The organism is Candidatus Rickettsiella viridis (assembly GCF_003966755.1).
GTDB classification, from domain to species: Bacteria; Pseudomonadota; Gammaproteobacteria; order Diplorickettsiales; family Diplorickettsiaceae; genus Rickettsiella_B; species Rickettsiella_B viridis.
This window is the reverse complement of record NZ_AP018005.1, coordinates 1150681-1166401: the sequence shown is the minus strand read 5'-3', so window position 1 is coordinate 1166401 and position 15721 is coordinate 1150681. Positions and strand designations below refer to the sequence as shown.

General features: G+C 41.4%; 24 protein-coding genes. All 24 read left to right on the top strand.

The features are described 5' to 3' along the window. Positions 1 to 116: 116 nt before the first annotated feature. The 24 genes from DMP02_RS05360 to rpsE all read left to right on the top strand — a co-directional run bounded on the left by DMP02_RS05360 (position 117) and on the right by rpsE (position 15713). Positions 117 to 2336, top strand: coding sequence for a hypothetical protein (locus tag DMP02_RS05360; protein ID WP_126323081.1), 2220 nt, complete (start codon positions 117 to 119; stop codon positions 2334 to 2336). 270 nt (positions 2337 to 2606) lie between these two features. Next, positions 2607 to 2984 carry a 30S ribosomal protein S12 gene (rpsL, locus tag DMP02_RS05355; protein WP_126323079.1) on the top strand — a complete coding sequence of 126 codons (378 nt, stop codon included), beginning with the start codon at positions 2607 to 2609 and terminating at the stop codon, positions 2982 to 2984. 25 nt (positions 2985 to 3009) lie between these two features. Then, positions 3010 to 3555: a 30S ribosomal protein S7 gene (rpsG, locus tag DMP02_RS05350; RefSeq protein ID WP_126323077.1), complete on the top strand. Its 546-nt coding sequence runs from the start codon at positions 3010 to 3012 to the stop codon at positions 3553 to 3555. 22 nt (positions 3556 to 3577) lie between these two features. Continuing rightward, positions 3578 to 5695: an elongation factor G gene (gene fusA / locus DMP02_RS05345; protein WP_408608713.1), complete on the top strand. Its 2118-nt coding sequence runs from the start codon at positions 3578 to 3580 to the stop codon at positions 5693 to 5695. 28 nt (positions 5696 to 5723) lie between these two features. Next, a complete protein-coding gene (tuf, locus tag DMP02_RS05340) occupies positions 5724 to 6926 on the top strand; it encodes an elongation factor Tu (protein ID WP_126323073.1) in 1203 nt (400 codons plus the stop codon). Between the two features lie 20 nt (positions 6927 to 6946). Further along, positions 6947 to 7279, top strand: coding sequence for a 30S ribosomal protein S10 (rpsJ, locus tag DMP02_RS05335; RefSeq protein ID WP_126323071.1), 333 nt, complete (start codon positions 6947 to 6949; stop codon positions 7277 to 7279). A 98-nt stretch (positions 7280 to 7377) separates the two neighbouring features. Then, the gene (gene rplC, locus DMP02_RS05330) at positions 7378 to 8049 is read left to right on the top strand and encodes a 50S ribosomal protein L3 (protein ID WP_126323069.1); all 672 of its coding nucleotides are present in this window, start codon (positions 7378 to 7380) and stop codon (positions 8047 to 8049) included. Between the two features lie 34 nt (positions 8050 to 8083). Beyond that, positions 8084 to 8701 carry a 50S ribosomal protein L4 gene (gene rplD / locus DMP02_RS05325; RefSeq protein ID WP_126323067.1) on the top strand — a complete coding sequence of 206 codons (618 nt, stop codon included), beginning with the start codon at positions 8084 to 8086 and terminating at the stop codon, positions 8699 to 8701. Beyond that, complete coding sequence (gene rplW, locus DMP02_RS05320; RefSeq protein WP_126323065.1) at positions 8698 to 9015, top strand: 50S ribosomal protein L23; 318 nt, start codon at positions 8698 to 8700, stop codon at positions 9013 to 9015. Before rplD ends, rplW begins: the two co-directional genes overlap by 4 nt. A gap of 15 nt (positions 9016 to 9030) precedes the next feature. After that, positions 9031 to 9858 (top strand): 50S ribosomal protein L2, encoded by an 828-nt coding sequence (gene rplB / locus DMP02_RS05315; protein WP_126323063.1) that lies wholly within the window; start codon positions 9031 to 9033, stop codon positions 9856 to 9858. A gap of 36 nt (positions 9859 to 9894) precedes the next feature. Next, complete coding sequence (rpsS, locus tag DMP02_RS05310; RefSeq protein WP_126323061.1) at positions 9895 to 10188, top strand: 30S ribosomal protein S19; 294 nt, start codon at positions 9895 to 9897, stop codon at positions 10186 to 10188. Positions 10189 to 10223: 35 nt separating this feature from the next. Further along, the gene (gene rplV / locus DMP02_RS05305) at positions 10224 to 10568 is read left to right on the top strand and encodes a 50S ribosomal protein L22 (protein ID WP_126323059.1); all 345 of its coding nucleotides are present in this window, start codon (positions 10224 to 10226) and stop codon (positions 10566 to 10568) included. Positions 10569 to 10570: 2 nt separating this feature from the next. Continuing rightward, the gene (gene rpsC, locus DMP02_RS05300) at positions 10571 to 11341 is read left to right on the top strand and encodes a 30S ribosomal protein S3 (RefSeq protein ID WP_126323057.1); all 771 of its coding nucleotides are present in this window, start codon (positions 10571 to 10573) and stop codon (positions 11339 to 11341) included. 35 nt (positions 11342 to 11376) lie between these two features. Further along, positions 11377 to 11790, top strand: a complete 414-nt coding sequence (rplP, locus tag DMP02_RS05295) for a 50S ribosomal protein L16 (RefSeq protein ID WP_126323055.1) — start codon at positions 11377 to 11379, stop codon at positions 11788 to 11790. 8 nt (positions 11791 to 11798) lie between these two features. Beyond that, complete coding sequence (gene rpmC, locus DMP02_RS05290) at positions 11799 to 11996, top strand: 50S ribosomal protein L29 (RefSeq protein WP_126323053.1); 198 nt, start codon at positions 11799 to 11801, stop codon at positions 11994 to 11996. Beyond that, positions 11993 to 12289 (top strand): 30S ribosomal protein S17, encoded by a 297-nt coding sequence (gene rpsQ / locus DMP02_RS05285; RefSeq protein ID WP_126323052.1) that lies wholly within the window; start codon positions 11993 to 11995, stop codon positions 12287 to 12289. The genes rpmC and rpsQ overlap by 4 nt, the downstream gene beginning before the upstream one ends. After that, positions 12286 to 12654, top strand: coding sequence for a 50S ribosomal protein L14 (gene rplN / locus DMP02_RS05280; protein ID WP_126323050.1), 369 nt, complete (start codon positions 12286 to 12288; stop codon positions 12652 to 12654). The genes rpsQ and rplN overlap by 4 nt, the downstream gene beginning before the upstream one ends. Positions 12655 to 12667: 13 nt before the next feature. Further along, positions 12668 to 12988 (top strand): 50S ribosomal protein L24, encoded by a 321-nt coding sequence (rplX, locus tag DMP02_RS05275; RefSeq protein ID WP_126323048.1) that lies wholly within the window; start codon positions 12668 to 12670, stop codon positions 12986 to 12988. A 14-nt stretch (positions 12989 to 13002) separates the two neighbouring features. Then, on the top strand, positions 13003 to 13545 hold the full coding sequence (rplE, locus tag DMP02_RS05270; protein ID WP_126323046.1) for a 50S ribosomal protein L5: 543 nt from the start codon (positions 13003 to 13005) through the stop codon (positions 13543 to 13545). Between the two features lie 5 nt (positions 13546 to 13550). Next, positions 13551 to 13856, top strand: a complete 306-nt coding sequence (gene rpsN, locus DMP02_RS05265; protein ID WP_126323044.1) for a 30S ribosomal protein S14 — start codon at positions 13551 to 13553, stop codon at positions 13854 to 13856. Between the two features lie 12 nt (positions 13857 to 13868). Beyond that, the gene (rpsH, locus tag DMP02_RS05260; RefSeq protein ID WP_126323042.1) at positions 13869 to 14264 is read left to right on the top strand and encodes a 30S ribosomal protein S8; all 396 of its coding nucleotides are present in this window, start codon (positions 13869 to 13871) and stop codon (positions 14262 to 14264) included. A 14-nt stretch (positions 14265 to 14278) separates the two neighbouring features. Then, complete coding sequence (gene rplF, locus DMP02_RS05255) at positions 14279 to 14809, top strand: 50S ribosomal protein L6 (RefSeq protein ID WP_126323040.1); 531 nt, start codon at positions 14279 to 14281, stop codon at positions 14807 to 14809. An 18-nt stretch (positions 14810 to 14827) separates the two neighbouring features. Next, positions 14828 to 15190, top strand: coding sequence for a 50S ribosomal protein L18 (gene rplR, locus DMP02_RS05250; RefSeq protein WP_126323037.1), 363 nt, complete (start codon positions 14828 to 14830; stop codon positions 15188 to 15190). 19 nt (positions 15191 to 15209) lie between these two features. Next, positions 15210 to 15713, top strand: a complete 504-nt coding sequence (gene rpsE / locus DMP02_RS05245; RefSeq protein WP_126323035.1) for a 30S ribosomal protein S5 — start codon at positions 15210 to 15212, stop codon at positions 15711 to 15713. Positions 15714 to 15721: the final 8 nt, after the last annotated feature.

Genomic DNA, 15721 nt, shown 5'->3' with positions numbered 1-15721 from the left:
ATGTTTAAAAGCATGAAAAGAGATGTTGGTTAATATTCTATTAATAATAGGCTGTTACTATTATTAATAGAAAAATAATTATGATAAATGTTTAGAATAAAAATAGAGTATGCTATATGCCAATCGAAAAAAAAGCCGTTGAAAATTTAAGGCAAAGAGGGGAATCTTATAAAGACGGGATGTTGCTTTTAATAGAGCATTTAACGGCAATAGATTGGAAAGTAGGCACTAAATTTTCGGCTAGAGTGGATTTAATAAAGAAAAATATTGAAGCCATTTATATAGATTATGCTAAGTGTCTTGATAAAAGCGCTGCTTTTAGTACAAACCAAGAATACTTTGATAGCTTGCTGGAAAAATATAACGATATTTTGCTTCAGCATACCACGCTAAAAGATTCGTTTAAATCGCTGCTGCTTGCCGAACGCTGTTCAGTCTGGAAAAAAGGGCGTGAAGAATTTGGGACTCTCGTGTCATTTCTAGATGAAGAAGAAGGAGTCGTTCATTGCATTACTGATCACACATTAATTCAGCGTGAAACCCCTTTTTTTGATGAAGAAAGCTCATTTCAAGAGTACATTAAAATTCACAATACACTCGTAGAGCCGTTCTGGTTTCAGAGCTTAGCGTTATGGCAACAGAATTTTATTAAAGCCAATTGGAAAGATCTCTGTACTAAATCAATACCTTCCTCGCTGCGTTGCGTTCCTGGTGTTGCTAATATGTCGCGGCATAATTTTTACATCGGTAATGAGAAGGCTTTAACTTATTTTCGACACGCAACCCCTTTTCCTGTTGATTTGCTGAAGCAAGCGCATACTGATCACGAGGGGTTTCGCATAACTTGTTTAAATTTGGCCTCGCAGATTAGATTGAGCTTGGAACAACAGATTCGTAAATCGCATGTTGGCGAAACTCTCGAGGCGGTTATTTTGACGCAGTCACTTTTGTCGCCTGGAATGGCGGCTACGTTAAAGAGTCAGCATCTTTCAGACTCTAGTGATAATGATACCAAAATATACGAAATGAAGGAGAAAGCAGTTAAGCGCTTTCAGGTAGCGCTAAACGATCCGACTGCGCCTGCAAACAAAACTTTTTTAACACAATGGGGTTTTGTTGTACGGGACAATGGAAGTTTGGAATATAAAGAGCATTCTTTTGGTAAAATTACTTTATTATCGACTAATCATCCGCTCAATATATGGCGTCGTTTTAGTGTTCATCCTGAGCAGACTAAGCATAATGACAGGAATACAGCGTTATTATTAGGTGCTGTAAGGCGCTATTTATTGCCAAAGATTTCTGAACAAGATGATTTATTAATAAAGCTGAATGATTGTGCAGTCAAGGAAAGTATATCAAGTGATGAAAAAGACGAGCTAATTAAAATACTTAAGCTACGTTTGAGTGACGAAGGTAAAGCAGAGTTTGATAAAAATACGCTGCGTTTGTTTGATGCAATACTGGCTTTATTATCAATTCCGCCAGGCCAAGGTCGTATAGAAATATTCAGAACGAATGATAAGCGTCATCGGCAATCCTTAATGGCTGCCATGGAAGTCATGATTATCAATTGCATAGGCGCTACATGTTGGGTGGCCTGTAAGAGTGGAAAGGATCGTACAGGTGGTGCATCAGCGGCTTATGATGCGGCAGCAACGTTTTATGAATTACGTGGAAGATTTCCTCGTTATGATGATACAGACGCTGACAGATCACTTTATTTAAGGATTTATAGTGACTTATTCGCATCAGGACATCATCAAAAAGTGGCGTCACAAAATGCTACGGGTGCTGAAGGATTAGTTAGGCCAAAATTATATTTTCCAGGTGATATTAAATTCGATGCGCAGCAGATTCAAATCGAAACAGAATTATCGCGCATCAATAAGCCTAAACTAGTGCGCAAAAAAACAGGCCTGCTAGGGGTTTTGGTGGGATTTTTTGAGTGGATTAAACGCTTTTTTAAGCGCTTAGTAGCCCCTAAGACGGTTAAAGAGGGGGTTCTAAACGAAAATTGGCTAAATAGCCTTAATGCGCAGGCAGATAAGCCAGAAAGCGCTGTAGAGAACGTTTCTGGGTCTGAGCTTGTGCAAGGGCCCACGATGAAGCCTGAGGCAGATAATAGCGCTTCTGAGCCTACATTCCCGCAACAGGAGGTGCTTATTACTCCGGGTTCCGAGTCCAAACAGCCTGCTTCTCAGCCTGGCTCGAAGAGCGAGGCGTCTTTATTAACGCCCCTGGGGCTGTTTAAGCCGCCAGCCAATGGGGATGCTTGCCAGCCTCAGATTGGGGCCTCTAATAGCCCTTATTTGGGTAGTGCAGGGGGGTTGTAAGCAGGTTGTTGGCTACCCAAGCACGCTTTTTTTACCGCTTTAATTCTTTTTCTGTGGTGGCGTCTTAGAAGAAGAAAAAGCACTGAATTTTAGTGAAAAATAACAAGAAAAAATCAGCGCTATACTTGACATCTTAGAGCGGTCTCTTTACAATCCCGCCCCTCTTCGTTCAACGAAGAAGGATTTTATTGCGCTAAAAGTTAATGTTGAAAAGCCTTTAACATCAGCTGCATTTTAATTATTTTAAGCCACATTTTGAGTAGATTTTGAATGGCCACAATTAATCAGTTAGTCCGAAAGCCACGTGTACAAAGACGTGCAAAATCGATGGTTCCTGCTTTAGCGCAATGTCCGCAAAAGCGAGGGGTTTGCACACGTGTATATACCGTGACACCTAAAAAGCCAAACTCGGCTTTACGTAAGGTGGCGCGGGTGCGTTTGACCAATGGCATGGAGGTCACCACTTATATCGGTGGTGAAGGCCATAACCTGCAAGAGCACTCGGTGATTCTCATGCGTGGCGGACGGGTAAAAGACTTACCTGGTGTTCGATATCACGTAGTCCGTGGGGCTTTAGATACCTCCGGTGTTGCAAACCGTAAGCAAGGGCGTTCGAAGTACGGTGCTAAACGGCCCAAAGATAAATAAATGTAATTAGGTAGGAATTAGAGTTATGCCAAGAAGACGTGTTGCCGCTAAAAGAGAGATACTTGCTGACCCCAAGTTCAATAGTGAACTGCTCAGTAAGTTTATTAATTCCATCATGAAAAATGGAAAAAAGGCCGTGGCTGAAAAGATTGTTTATGGCGCATTACAGCGGTTAGAGGAACGTCTAAAAGACAAGTCTAAAAAGGCAATAGGGGCAGATGATGGCTCGCAAGGTGAAGCTGGCTCAGGAAAATTTAATCCCGATGCATTGCTTGATATTTTTGATCAAGCCTTAGATAACATACGCCCTAATGTTGAAGTAAGAGCAAGACGAGTAGGTGGTTCGACTTATCAGATTCCTGTCGAAGTACGTCCTTCTCGTAAAACAGCATTAGCTATGCGTTGGCTTAAGACCGCCGCCGGACAACGCAGTGAAAAAACAATGGCACAGCGCCTAGCGGCCGAAATTTTAGATGCCTATGACAACAAAGGCATTGCTGTTAAAAAACGTGAAGATACCCACCGTATGGCAAAAGCAAATCAGGCTTTTGCGCATTTCCGGTGGAGCTAATTTTAAAAATATTTAAAAGGTACTGAGAGTGGACCGACAAACGCCTATAGAACGCTATCGAAATATTGGGATTATTGCCCATATCGATGCCGGAAAAACAACGACAACTGAACGGATTTTATTTTATACCGGTGAATCACACAAAATAGGTGAGGTTCATGAAGGTACGGCTGTTATGGATTGGATGGCGCAAGAACAAGAACGTGGTATCACCATTACCTCGGCGGCAACCACTTGTTTTTGGCAGGGGATGGCAAAGCAATATCCTCAGCCGTACCGAATTAATATCATTGATACGCCAGGCCACGTTGATTTTACCATTGAGGTAGAGCGCTCCTTGCGTGTACTCGATGGTGCTTGTGTTGTTTTTTGTGCGGTAGGTGGAGTTCAACCACAATCTGAAACTGTTTGGCGTCAGGCTAATAAGTATCAGGTTCCACGGCTTGCTTTTGTTAATAAAATGGATAGAGCCGGTGCGGATTACCTACGTGTTGTAGGGCAAATTAAAGAGCGTTTAGGCGGCAATCCAGTGCCTATTCATTTACCGATTGGCGCAGAAGATAAGTTCGAGGGTGTTATTGACCTCATCCAAATGAAAGCCATTTATTGGGATGAAAAAAACCAAGGCATGACATTTGAATATCGTGACATTCCTACTGAGTTACAGGACCAAGCAAAAGAGTGGAATGAAAAGCTGATAGAAGCGGCGGCAGAGGCTTCTGAAGAGATGACTGAACGTTATCTAGAAGCTGGGCAATTTAGTACTGAAGAAATTAAAAAAGCTATTCGTACGTTAACATTAGGCAACAAGATTGTTCCGGTATTATGTGGTTCTGCCTTTAAGAATAAAGGTGTTCAGGCCATGTTAGACGGCGTTATTGAATATTTGCCTGCGCCAAATGATGTACCCCCGATTAAGGGCGTACTGGATGATGCAAATCAAACAGTAGCGGATAGACCTTCTACAGATGATGCGCCTTTTGCTGCACTTGCTTTTAAGGTAGCAACCGATCCTTTTGTGGGTTCGCTGGTTTATTTTAGGGTTTATTCGGGTGTTGTGAATAGTGGCGATACGCTTTACAACCCGGTTAAGGGTAAAAAAGAACGTATTGGTCGTATTGTGCAAATGCATGCGAATAGCCGTGAAGAAATAAAACAGGTTCGAGCCGGTGATATTGCTGCAGCTATAGGGCTTAAGTATGCGACAACCGGTGATACCTTATGCGACGCGGATAAGATCATTACTTTGGAGCGTATGGAGTTTCCTGAGCCGGTTATTTCGGTCGCAGTAGAGCCAAAAACGAAGGCAGATCAAGAAAAAATGGGTATTGCGCTGGGTAAATTAGCGCAAGAAGATCCTTCTTTTCGTGTGCGAGTTGATGAAGAATCAGGCCAAACGATTATTTCGGGTATGGGTGAGCTTCATTTAGATATTATTGTTGATCGTATGAAGCGTGAGTTCAGTGTGGAAGCGAATGTAGGTAAGCCTCAGGTCGCTTATCGTGAAACGATTCGTAAACCGGTTGAGCAAGAAGGTAAGTTTGTTAGACAAAGTGGTGGTCGTGGACAATTTGGTCATGTCTGGATAAAACTGGAGCCACTCGAAGCAGGAAAAGGTTACGAGTTTGTTAATTCGATTGTAGGGGGTGTTATTCCTAAGGAATATATTCCTGCAGTTGATAAAGGGATTAAGGAACAATTAGAAAATGGTGTCATAGCTGGCTATCCGGTTGTTGATGTCAAGGCAACGCTTTTTGATGGTTCTTACCATGATGTAGATTCCAGTGAAATGGCTTTTAAAATTGCTGGTTCGATGGCATTTAAAGAAGGTGCACGTAAGGCCAATCCAGTTTTATTGGAACCCATCATGCGGGTTGAAGTGATTACGCCGGAAGAGCATATGGGCGATGTCAACGGGGATTTAAACCGTAGACGTGGAATTCTGCTCGGCCAAGAGGATTTGCCAGCCGGTGGTGGTAAGGTAATACGTGCTGAGGTTCCCCTTTCAGAAATGTTTGGTTATGCGACCGCATTACGTTCGGCTACTAAAGGACGTGCAACCTATACGATGGAGTTTGCTAAGTATAATGAAGCGCCAGTGAATGTTGCAGACAGTGTTATTCGAAAAAAAGATAGTTAGTTATTAATAGTTATTGAGGTAAAAAATTATGGCCACTGAAAAATTTGTAAGAAATAAACCCCACTTGAATGTGGGAACAATCGGCCACGTTGATCATGGTAAGACAACACTGACGGCAGCTATTACTAAATGTATGGCAGAAAAGTTTGGCGGTGAAGTAAAAGCGTTTGATGAAATCGACAAAGCGCCTGAAGAAAAAGCACGTGGTATTACCATTGCAACTTCGCACGTTGAATACGAAAGTGAAAAACGTCACTATGCGCACGTAGACTGTCCAGGTCACGCCGATTACGTAAAAAATATGATTACCGGTGCGGCACAGATGGACGGCGCAATTCTAGTCGTTAGTGCAGCTGATGGTCCTATGCCACAGACCCGCGAACATATTTTGTTAGCACGACAAGTAGGGGTGCCTAATATTGTTGTGTTCATGAATAAGTGTGACATGGTTGATGATGCTGAATTACTCGACTTAGTTGAAATGGAAATACGTGAATTGTTAAGCAAATACGAATTTCCAGGCGACGATATTCCTATTATTAGGGGATCCGCTAAGAAAGCCTTAGAAGGTGACTGTGAAGGCGGTGGTGTATTTGCATTAGCTGCGGCAATGGATGAATATTTCCCAGAGCCAACTCGGGAAACAGATAAGCCATTTCTAATGCCTATTGAAGACGTATTTACGATTTCAGGTCGAGGAACCGTCGTAACAGGTCGTGTAGAACGTGGTGTTATTAAAGTAGGTGACGCAGCAGAAGTTGTGGGCTTAAAACCTGTACAAACTACCGCAGTGACCGGCGTAGAAATGTTCCGTAAATTATTAGATCAAGGTGAAGCGGGTGATAACATCGGCGCGTTGATTCGTGGTCTGAAGCGTGAAGAGGTAGAACGTGGTCAAGTGCTTGCTAAGCCAGGTACTGTAGAAGCTTGGGTAGAATTCGAGGCTGAAATCTACGTATTGAGTAAGGATGAAGGTGGTCGTCATACACCTTTCATGGAAAACTATAAGCCACAATTTTATTTCAGAACAACCGACGTAACAGGAACTATTAAACTTCCTGAAGGTGTTGAAATGGCAATGCCAGGCGATAACGTAAAGATTACGGTAACACTGATGAATGAATACGGTGTTGCGATGGAACAAGGATTACGTTTTGCAATACGTGAAGGTGGTAAAACCGTAGGTTCAGGTGTTGTTTCAAAACTCGTTAAAAAAGGTAAAAAGGCTTAATAGGCCGGTAGGAAATAGTTATGTCCCTAAAAAGCCAAGACTTTCGTATATTACTTAATTCATTTGATCATCGCTTAATTGATAAGGCAGCAGAAATAATTGTTGCCGCATTGAAGCGTACAGGTGCTATACTTCGTGGTCCAATTCCTTTGCCTACACGGATAAAGAAATTAACGGTGTTGACGTCACCACACGTTGATAAAGACGCGCGTGATCAATATGAAACACGTAAACATAAACGTTTGATAGATGTCTATGCTTCAACAGAAAAGACAGCTGATGTGTTAAGGCGTTTGGATAATTTGCCTTCTGAGGTCAGTATTGAAGTCAAAACGAGTACAGATAGAGAATAAGGGGTTCGTCATTGCGATTGCCGCGCTTTGCTCGCAATGACAGCTACGCGCGCGGCAATCCAGAGATTAAGGTTGATTAAATTTAGGTAGTAATAATCATGACAATGGGTTTAATAGGTAGAAAATGTGGGATGACTCAGGTCTATACTGAAAATGGTATAGCTATTCCTGTCACGCTCATTGAAGTATTACCTAATCGTGTGGTTCAGGTAAAAACCAAAGAACGCGATGGTTATAAATCTGTACAGCTAACGACGGCTGCTAAGTCGCTTTCACGTTTAAGTAAAGGTGAGGCAGGTCATTTTACTAAGGCGAATACTGAAGCTGGTAAAGGATTGTATGAATTTCGTTTAGACGATGCGAGTGAAGAGTTTGTTAAAGATTTAGCACCTGGTAAAGAAATTACTTTAGATAGTTTATTTACCTCAGGGCAGTTTGTAGACGTGACTGGCACGAATAAAGGTAAAGGTTTTGCCGGGGTAATTAAACGTCACCATTTTAGAATGCAAGATGCAACACACGGAAACTCTTTGTCCCACCGTGCGCCAGGTTCTATAGGACAACGTCAATCACCAGGGCGTGTATTCAAAGGGAAAAAGATGGCGGGTCAATTAGGAAATAAGCGTTGTACCATTCAGTCTTTAGAAGTTGTAAAAGTAGAAGCTGAAAGAAACATACTTCTTATAAAAGGTGCTGTACCCGGGGCACCAGGCGGGCGGGTTATTGTAAAACCAGCGGTACGAATGAAAAATAAAGTAAAAAAAGATTAGAAATTTAATATAAATTAATTATTGGAATGGCACTATGCAAGTGGCGTTAGTAACACAGAGTGGCTCAAAACAAGAACTTCAATTATCTGAAGCTGTATTTGATTGCCGTTTTAATGAACCTTTAATCCATCAGGTGGTTACTGCGTATCTAGCAGGTGGAAGACAAGGTACGCATGCACAAAAAAATCGTTCTGCAGTAAGCGGTGGTGGTAAAAAACCATGGAAGCAGAAAGGTATGGGGCGTGCACGTGCAGGAACGATTCGTAGCCCGCTGTGGCGTAGTGGTGGAGTAACCTTTGCGGCAACGACGCAGGATTATTCACAAAAAGTAAATAAAAAGATGTATCGTGCAGCGATGCGTTCCATTTGTTCAGAACTCTTACGTAAAGACCGTTTTGTCATTACGGATTCTTTTGCATTAGAACAGCCTAAAACGAGTCAATTACTGGCTAAGTTAAAAGCATTCAACATGCCAAATAAAGTGTTAATTATTCTGGATGAAGTGGACAATGGCGTTTATTTAGCAGCACGTAATCTTGCCAATGTAGAGCTATCTGATGTGGAAGCGATTAACCCGGTTGATTTAATCAATCATGAAAAGATATTAATTACCTCAGCGGCTCTGAAGCAAATCGAGGAACTATTAGCATGACTCTTGCCACAACAACGCATCAACAACAACGCCGATTTAAACTGATTAAAAGGCCTCATGTTTCAGAAAAAGCGACGCTTTTAGCGGATAAGCACCGTCAATTTGTTTTCAAAGTACAAATCGATGCAAATAAATCTGAAATAAAACAAGCGGTTGAATCCTTGTTTAGTGTAAAAGTCGACGCGGTTCAACTTCTGACTGTTAAACCAAAAGCACGACGTTTTAAGCAGACCGAAGGACGTTCTAAGGCTTGGAAAAAGGCTTATGTAAGTTTAGCAGAAGGCCACGATATTGATTTTACTGGAACAAAATAGAGAGTACCTAATTATATGCCTAGCCAAAAAGCAAATCCTACATCGCCAGGCCGTCGTTTTGTCGTAAAGATATCAAAGGCGGGTCTACATAAAGGCAAGCCTTTTAGTAATTTATTGGCACCTAAGCCTAAGAATGGCGGGCGTAATAACAACGGAAGAATTACCACCCGTCATCAAGGTGGTGGCCATAAACAGCTTTATCGTTTAATCGATTTTAAACGAAATAAAGAAGGCATTTTGGGTCGGGTTGAACGCATAGAATACGACCCTAATCGTACTGCTCATATTGCTTTAATCCTTTATGCGGATGGTGAGCGTCGTTATATTTTAGCGCCAAACGATTTTAAGGTCGGAATGGAGATAACCGCAGGTTCTTCTTCCCCCATAAAGCCAGGCAACGCAATGCCTTTACGTAATATACCGGTAGGTACCATTATTCATGCGATTGAGCTGAAGCCTGGTAAAGGTGCACAGTTGGCAAGAAGTGCTGGTGCTTACGTTCAATTAATTGCGCGAGAGGGAGATTATGCTACTATACGTCTCCGCTCAGGCGAGCTAAGAAAAGTGCCTGTTGAGTGCAAAGCGACTATCGGTGTGGTCAGTAATAATGATCACAATCTCCGCTCTTTAGGTAAGGCGGGCGCATCACGATGGCGTGGTATTCGCCCCACTGTTCGGGGTGTCGCCATGAACCCTGTCGACCATCCACACGGTGGTGGTGAAGGTAAAACGTCTGGTGGACGTCACCCGGTGAGCCCTTGGGGTACTCCAGCAAAAGGTTATAAGACACGTCGTAATAAACGCAATCTAAAAATGATTGTGCAACGGCGTAAAAAGAAGTAATTCTGATTAAATGAACACAAATTTGTGAGGTGTTAAGTGCCACGTTCTGTAAAAAAAGGTCCATTTATCGATGTACATTTAACGAAAAAGGTACAGGCGGCCCAAAGTGCGACCGTGAAGCGACCTATTAAAACATGGTCACGCCGTTCTATGATTGCACCTGAAATGATTGGCTTAACCATAGCCGTTCATAATGGTCGTGATTTTGTGCCAATTTATGTAACAGAAAATATGATCGGTCATAAATTAGGTGAGTTTTCAGTAACTCGGATGTTTCGTAGCCATAGGGCAGCTGATAAAAAAGCTAAAGGCGCTGACGAAAAGAAATAGTATAAATTTATAGTATAAATTTGAGGTATTAAGAAGTGGAAATTGCTGCATACTTAAAATTCGCGAGATTATCGCCGCAAAAATGCCGTTTGCTGGCGGATCAAATACGCGGTTTAAAAGTTGAAAAAGCGCTTCAGCTGCTAACTTTTAGCGTTAAGAAGAATGCGAAGGTACTAAAAAAAGTTTTAGAGTCTGCTGTTGCTAATGCAGAACATAATCAAGGTGCTGATGTCGATTTACTGAAAGTAAGTACGGTTTTTGTTGATCAAGGACCTACTTTAAAACGTATGCATGCTCGAGCAAAAGGTCGCAGTAATCGTATATTAAAGCCAACGTGCCATATTACGGTTAAAGTATCTGACAATGGGGAGAAGAAGTAATCATGGGTCATAAGGTAAACCCTGTTGGAATTCGTTTAAATATAACGAGAACATCGACAGCGAAATGGTACGCGAAGCCTAGAGACTATGCAGATTTATTATCCGCAGACTTAAAAGCACGTGCGCTGATAGAAAAAACATTGTTGCAAGCGGGTGTTTCATCGATACAAATAGAAAGACCAGCACGTAATGCCAAAATTACTATCTACGTGGCAAGACCTGGTGTTGTGATTGGAAAGAAAGGCGAATTTATTGAAAGCCTGAGAAAAAAACTTGAGACAGCGATGTCAACCTCGGTTTCACTTTCTGTTGTAGAAGTAAAGAAGCCTGAGTTAGATGCGAAATTAGTGGCTGAAAATATAGCGCAGCAACTTGAACGTCGCGTGATGTTCAGACGTGCTATGAAACGATCGCTACAAACAGCGCTACGTTTAGGTGCTAAAGGTATTAAAATTGAAGTTTCTGGACGTCTTGGCGGTGCTGAAATTGCACGTAGTGAACGTTCACAAGAAGGAAGCGTTCCTTTACATACCTTCAGAGCTAATATTGATTACGCTTTAGCAGAAGCACAAACGACCTATGGTAAATTAGGCGTCAAAGTTTGGATTTATAAAGGTGAAATATTCGATCGTTCGCAAATTAGCTTTCCAGAAAGCTCAGAAGCCAGATCGCAACATTCGGAAGAAAGAGATCAAAGACATTATAATCGGCGTCGTCCGCCTAGAGGGTCTAATAAACCTGTTTCTAAAGAGACCGTTGAAAGTGCACAATAAATTTTATTAAGAATTTTAAAGACTGGAAATAGATTATGTTACAGCCCAAGCGAACAAAATATCGCAAACAATTTAAAGGTCGTAACCGGGGTATGGCTTCACGCGGAACCGAAGTCAGCTTCGGTCAATTTGGCTTAAAAGCAACTACTGCGGGTTTTATTACCTCACGGCAAATTGAAGCAGCACGCCGTGCTTTAACACGACACGTTAAACGAGGCGGTAAGATTTGGATTCGATTGTTTCCAGATAAGCCTATTACTAAAAAGCCTTTAGAAGTGCGTCAAGGTAAAGGAAAAGGAAGTGTTGAATACTGGGTAGCCGTTGTTCAGCCAGGTCGTGTTTTGTTTGAAATGGAAGGAATTACCCCTGAGATTGCTAAAGCGGCATTAAAACTGGCGGCAGCAAAACTGCCAGTAACAACAAACTTTGTAACGCGGACGGTATTGTAATGAAGACAATGAAGACAAAAGAAATACGCGAGATGGATATATCCGCATTAAAAGAAGAATTATTTCAGACAGGACGCGAGCAGTTTAATTTAAAATTACAACATGCAACGCGTCAGTTAACAGCGACAAATAGACTTAAAATCGTTAGACGAAAGACAGCAAGATTATTAACCATTTTACATGAAAAAATAGGCCAGAAAGCATGAGCCAAACTAACAAAGTCAATCGCACCCTAATAGGGCGCGTTATTAGTAACAAAATGGATAAAACCATTAATGTATGTATTGAACGAAAGGTCAAACATCCTAAATATGGTAAATATCTAAAACGTAGTACTAATTTATTAGCACACGATCCAGAGAACAAGTGCCAAGAAGGCGATATGGTTACTATTCAAGAAGGTCGTCCTATTTCCAAAAATAAAGCTTGGCTGTTGGTGAAAGTGTTAGAAAAAACAGTTGGAAATGCTGCTGCACCGGTCGCAGGAGATGCAAAATGATACAAATGCAATCAGAGCTAGAAGTAGCGGATAACAGCGGTGCACGCCGAGTGATGTGTATAAAAGTATTAGGCGGTTCCAAGCGCCGTTATGCGGGTATTGGTGATGTTATTCGAATTAGTGTTAAAGATGCGGTACCACGTGGCAAAGTAAAAAAGGGTGAAGTTTGCCATGCTGTTGTTGTGCGTACTCGAAAAGGTGTTCGCAGACAAGATGGTAGCGTTTTACGTTTTGACGGTAATGCCGTTATTTTATTAACAGCACAGCTACAACCACTAGGTACACGTGTTTTCGGACCGGTTCCTAGAGAGTTACGTACAGAAAAATTTATGAAAATTATCTCATTAGCTTCTGAAGTGCTTTAAGCGGAAATTAACTATGCATAAAATTAAAAAAGGTGACATTGTCATCGCCTTAGCAGGAAAAGATAAAGGTAAGCAGGGTAAAGTGCTACGCTTATTACCGAGTAAAAGTCGAGCAGTGGTTGAGGGTATTAACACGGTTAAAAAACATGTTAAGCCAAACCCACAAAAGAATGTGACGGGTGGAATCGTAGCGCAAGAAGCGAGCATTAATTTGAGCAATATAGCGCTTTACAATCCGCTAACAAAAAAAGCTGATAAGGTCCGAATTAAGACCTTAGAAGATGGAAGACGGGTTAGAGTTTTTAAATCCAATGATGAATTGGTCGATATTTAATTTTAGGTGAGCTAATGGCCCGATTAAAAGAATATTATGCGAAAAAGGTAATACCACAGTTAAAAGAGAACTTCTCATATCAAAGTAATATGGAAGTGCCTCGTATAACTAAGGTTACAATCAATATGGGTGTCGGTGAAGCCGTCGCTAATAAAAAAGTCATCGATTCAGCGGTTGCTGATATGACCTTGATTGCTGGACAAAAGCCCATCGTCACACTGGCTAAAAAGTCCCATGCAGGCTTTAAAATCCGTGAGGGTTGGCCTATTGGTTGTAAAGTAACCTTACGTAAAGAACGTATGTATGAGTTTCTTGATCGTTTGATTCAAGTGGCTATTCCTCGAATCCGTGACTTTCGTGGTTTTACACCCCGATCATTTGATGGACGTGGGAATTATAGTTTAGGTATTCGTGAACAGATTGTATTTCCTGAAATTAAATACGATACCATCGATGCATTGCGCGGAATGGATATTACCATTACGACCTCTGCAAAAACTGATAAAGAAGGGCGTGCCTTATTAGCGGCATTCGACTTTCCATTTAAAGAGAATTAAAAGATATGGCAAAAAAGAGCGTCATTGCACGTCAACGTAAACGTGAATTAATAGTAAAAAAATATTCACAAAAACGGGCGGCGTTAAAGGAAATTATTTCCAACCTTAATCTGAGTGATGAAGATCGTTGGACTGCGCAACAAAAGTTACAATTGTTACCGCGGGATTCTTCACCTGTACGATTACGTAATCGTTGTCGTTTAACAGGTCGTCCACGTGGTGTTTATCGTCAATTTGGGTTATCACGAAGCATGCTGCGTCTTCATGCCATGAAGGGTGAGCTTCCTGGAATAGTAAAATCAAGCTGGTAAAGGTTAACGATTATGAGTATGCAAGATACAATTGCGGATATGTTTATCCGAATAAAAAATGCCCAGGCGGTAAAGAAACCTTTTGTTTCTATGCCTTCCTCAAAGGTAAAGTTAGCCATTGCTAATTTGTTAAAAGAAGAAGGTTATATCAATGATTTTCAATGCGAATCACAGCAAGCTAAGTCATCATTGACTGTATTTTTAAAGTATCATTTAGAAAAGCCTGTTATCGCTTCACTCAAGCGAGTGAGTCGTCCAGGACTGCGTATTTATCGTTCAGCTGACCAATTGCCTAAGGTTGTTGATGGTTTAGGAGTTGCAATTATTTCAACACCTAAAGGATTAATGACAGATAAGGCGGCCCGTGCTTTAGGTCAAGGCGGTGAAGTTATCGCCACTGTTGAATAAGGGTTAAAAGTTGTATGTCAAGAGTTGCAAAAAGTCCAATAAATATCGGTGACGCCAACGTAACGTTGGATGGTCAAGTGGTTGTTGTTAAAGGCAAGCAGGGCGTATTAAATTATCAATTTGATAAGCGTGTGAAATTAACGTTGCAAGATAAAATATTGCAAGTTGAGCCTTTAGACAGTAGCAATGAAGCAGATGCTTTAGCAGGTACCACACGTGCCAATGTAGCGAATGCAATTATTGGCGTGGGTGAAGGATTTAAAAAAGTTTTGCAATTAGTCGGGGTGGGTTACCGAGCTAATGTACAAGGTCAAAAAGTTAATTTAACCCTAGGGTTTTCACATCCTGTTGTGTATGACATCCCAGTCGGTATAACCATTACTACGCCTACCCAAACTGAAATTGTTATTCAAGGTTCAGATAAACAATTAGTGGGACAGGTAGCCGCAGAAATACGTCGTTATAGACCACCAGAACCTTATAAAGGTAAGGGTGTTCGCTATGCGGATGAACGAATTAAATTAAAAGAAACCAAGAAAAAATAAGGCAGAGGGTTTACGCGCATGTTAGACAAGAAGTTAAAGCGACAACGTAGGGCGACAAAGACTCGGGCAAAAATTCGCCAGTTAGGTATGCCACGTCTTTGTGTAGCAAGAACAGCTAAGCATCTTTATGCACAAATTATAGTTTCAGGTGAAAAGGGCGACAAGGTGTTGGCAAGTGCATCAACCTTAGATAAGGAAGTTAAAGCAGGTGGCGCTAATGCAAATAATGTAAAATCAGCAACGATAGTCGGCAATTTTATTGCTAAACGTGCATTGGCCGTTGGAATAAAAGAAGTTGCCTTTGACCGTTCGGGCTTTAGGTATCATGGTTGTGTTAAGGCATTGGCAGAGGCAGCACGCGAGGCTGAGCTGTCCTTCTAATTAATAAGGTTATTTATAAATGAGTTTTGATCAATCAACGAAAAGTGATGGTTTGCAAGAAAAGCTTATTGCGGTCAATCGTCACGCAAAAGTAGTTAAAGGTGGTCGCATATTTAGTTTTGCTGCCGGTGTTGTTGTGGGAGATGGTAAAGGCCGTATAGGTTTTAGTAAACGCCCTGCACGTGAAGTGTCTGTTGCCATGCAAAAAGCCTTAGAAAAGGCTAGACGAGATATGTTGCATATAGATCTTAACAACCAGACTGTTTTTCATAAACTAGAAGGCCGTCATGGCGCTACGAAGGTAATTATATTACCAGCGGTTGAAGGGACAGGTATTATTGCAGGTGGTCCTATGCGTGCTATTTTTGAAGTAGTGGGTATAAAAAATGTGATTGCTAAGATTATTGGTTCTTCAAACCGAATTAATGTGGTTCGAGCAACTTTAAAAGCATTATCAAATATGACCACACCGGAAATGGTTGCAGATAAACGTGGAAAATCAGTAAAAGAAATTGTTGGATAAACGAGTAA

What these genes read in the sequence shown, in the direction of transcription:
- rpsH (WP_126323042.1), top strand. Translation starts at nt 13,869, where the DNA reads ATGAGTATGCAAGATACAATTGCGGATATGTTTATCCGAATAAAAAAT.
- rpsL (WP_126323079.1), top strand. Translation starts at nt 2,607, where the DNA reads ATGGCCACAATTAATCAGTTAGTCCGAAAGCCACGTGTACAAAGACGT.
- rpsQ (WP_126323052.1), top strand. Translation starts at nt 11,993, where the DNA reads ATGAGCCAAACTAACAAAGTCAATCGCACCCTAATAGGGCGCGTTATT.
- rplW (WP_126323065.1), top strand. Translation starts at nt 8,698, where the DNA reads ATGACTCTTGCCACAACAACGCATCAACAACAACGCCGATTTAAACTG.
- rplN (WP_126323050.1), top strand. Translation starts at nt 12,286, where the DNA reads ATGATACAAATGCAATCAGAGCTAGAAGTAGCGGATAACAGCGGTGCA.
- rplB (WP_126323063.1), top strand. Translation starts at nt 9,031, where the DNA reads ATGCCTAGCCAAAAAGCAAATCCTACATCGCCAGGCCGTCGTTTTGTC.
- DMP02_RS05360 (WP_126323081.1), top strand. Translation starts at nt 117, where the DNA reads ATGCCAATCGAAAAAAAAGCCGTTGAAAATTTAAGGCAAAGAGGGGAA.
- rplF (WP_126323040.1), top strand. Translation starts at nt 14,279, where the DNA reads ATGTCAAGAGTTGCAAAAAGTCCAATAAATATCGGTGACGCCAACGTA.
- rpsN (WP_126323044.1), top strand. Translation starts at nt 13,551, where the DNA reads ATGGCAAAAAAGAGCGTCATTGCACGTCAACGTAAACGTGAATTAATA.
- rpsC (WP_126323057.1), top strand. Translation starts at nt 10,571, where the DNA reads ATGGGTCATAAGGTAAACCCTGTTGGAATTCGTTTAAATATAACGAGA.
- rpmC (WP_126323053.1), top strand. Translation starts at nt 11,799, where the DNA reads ATGAAGACAAAAGAAATACGCGAGATGGATATATCCGCATTAAAAGAA.
- rplP (WP_126323055.1), top strand. Translation starts at nt 11,377, where the DNA reads ATGTTACAGCCCAAGCGAACAAAATATCGCAAACAATTTAAAGGTCGT.
- rplX (WP_126323048.1), top strand. Translation starts at nt 12,668, where the DNA reads ATGCATAAAATTAAAAAAGGTGACATTGTCATCGCCTTAGCAGGAAAA.
- rplR (WP_126323037.1), top strand. Translation starts at nt 14,828, where the DNA reads ATGTTAGACAAGAAGTTAAAGCGACAACGTAGGGCGACAAAGACTCGG.
- rpsE (WP_126323035.1), top strand. Translation starts at nt 15,210, where the DNA reads ATGAGTTTTGATCAATCAACGAAAAGTGATGGTTTGCAAGAAAAGCTT.
- rplC (WP_126323069.1), top strand. Translation starts at nt 7,378, where the DNA reads ATGACAATGGGTTTAATAGGTAGAAAATGTGGGATGACTCAGGTCTAT.
- rpsJ (WP_126323071.1), top strand. Translation starts at nt 6,947, where the DNA reads ATGTCCCTAAAAAGCCAAGACTTTCGTATATTACTTAATTCATTTGAT.
- tuf (WP_126323073.1), top strand. Translation starts at nt 5,724, where the DNA reads ATGGCCACTGAAAAATTTGTAAGAAATAAACCCCACTTGAATGTGGGA.
- rpsG (WP_126323077.1), top strand. Translation starts at nt 3,010, where the DNA reads ATGCCAAGAAGACGTGTTGCCGCTAAAAGAGAGATACTTGCTGACCCC.
- rplD (WP_126323067.1), top strand. Translation starts at nt 8,084, where the DNA reads ATGCAAGTGGCGTTAGTAACACAGAGTGGCTCAAAACAAGAACTTCAA.
- rplE (WP_126323046.1), top strand. Translation starts at nt 13,003, where the DNA reads ATGGCCCGATTAAAAGAATATTATGCGAAAAAGGTAATACCACAGTTA.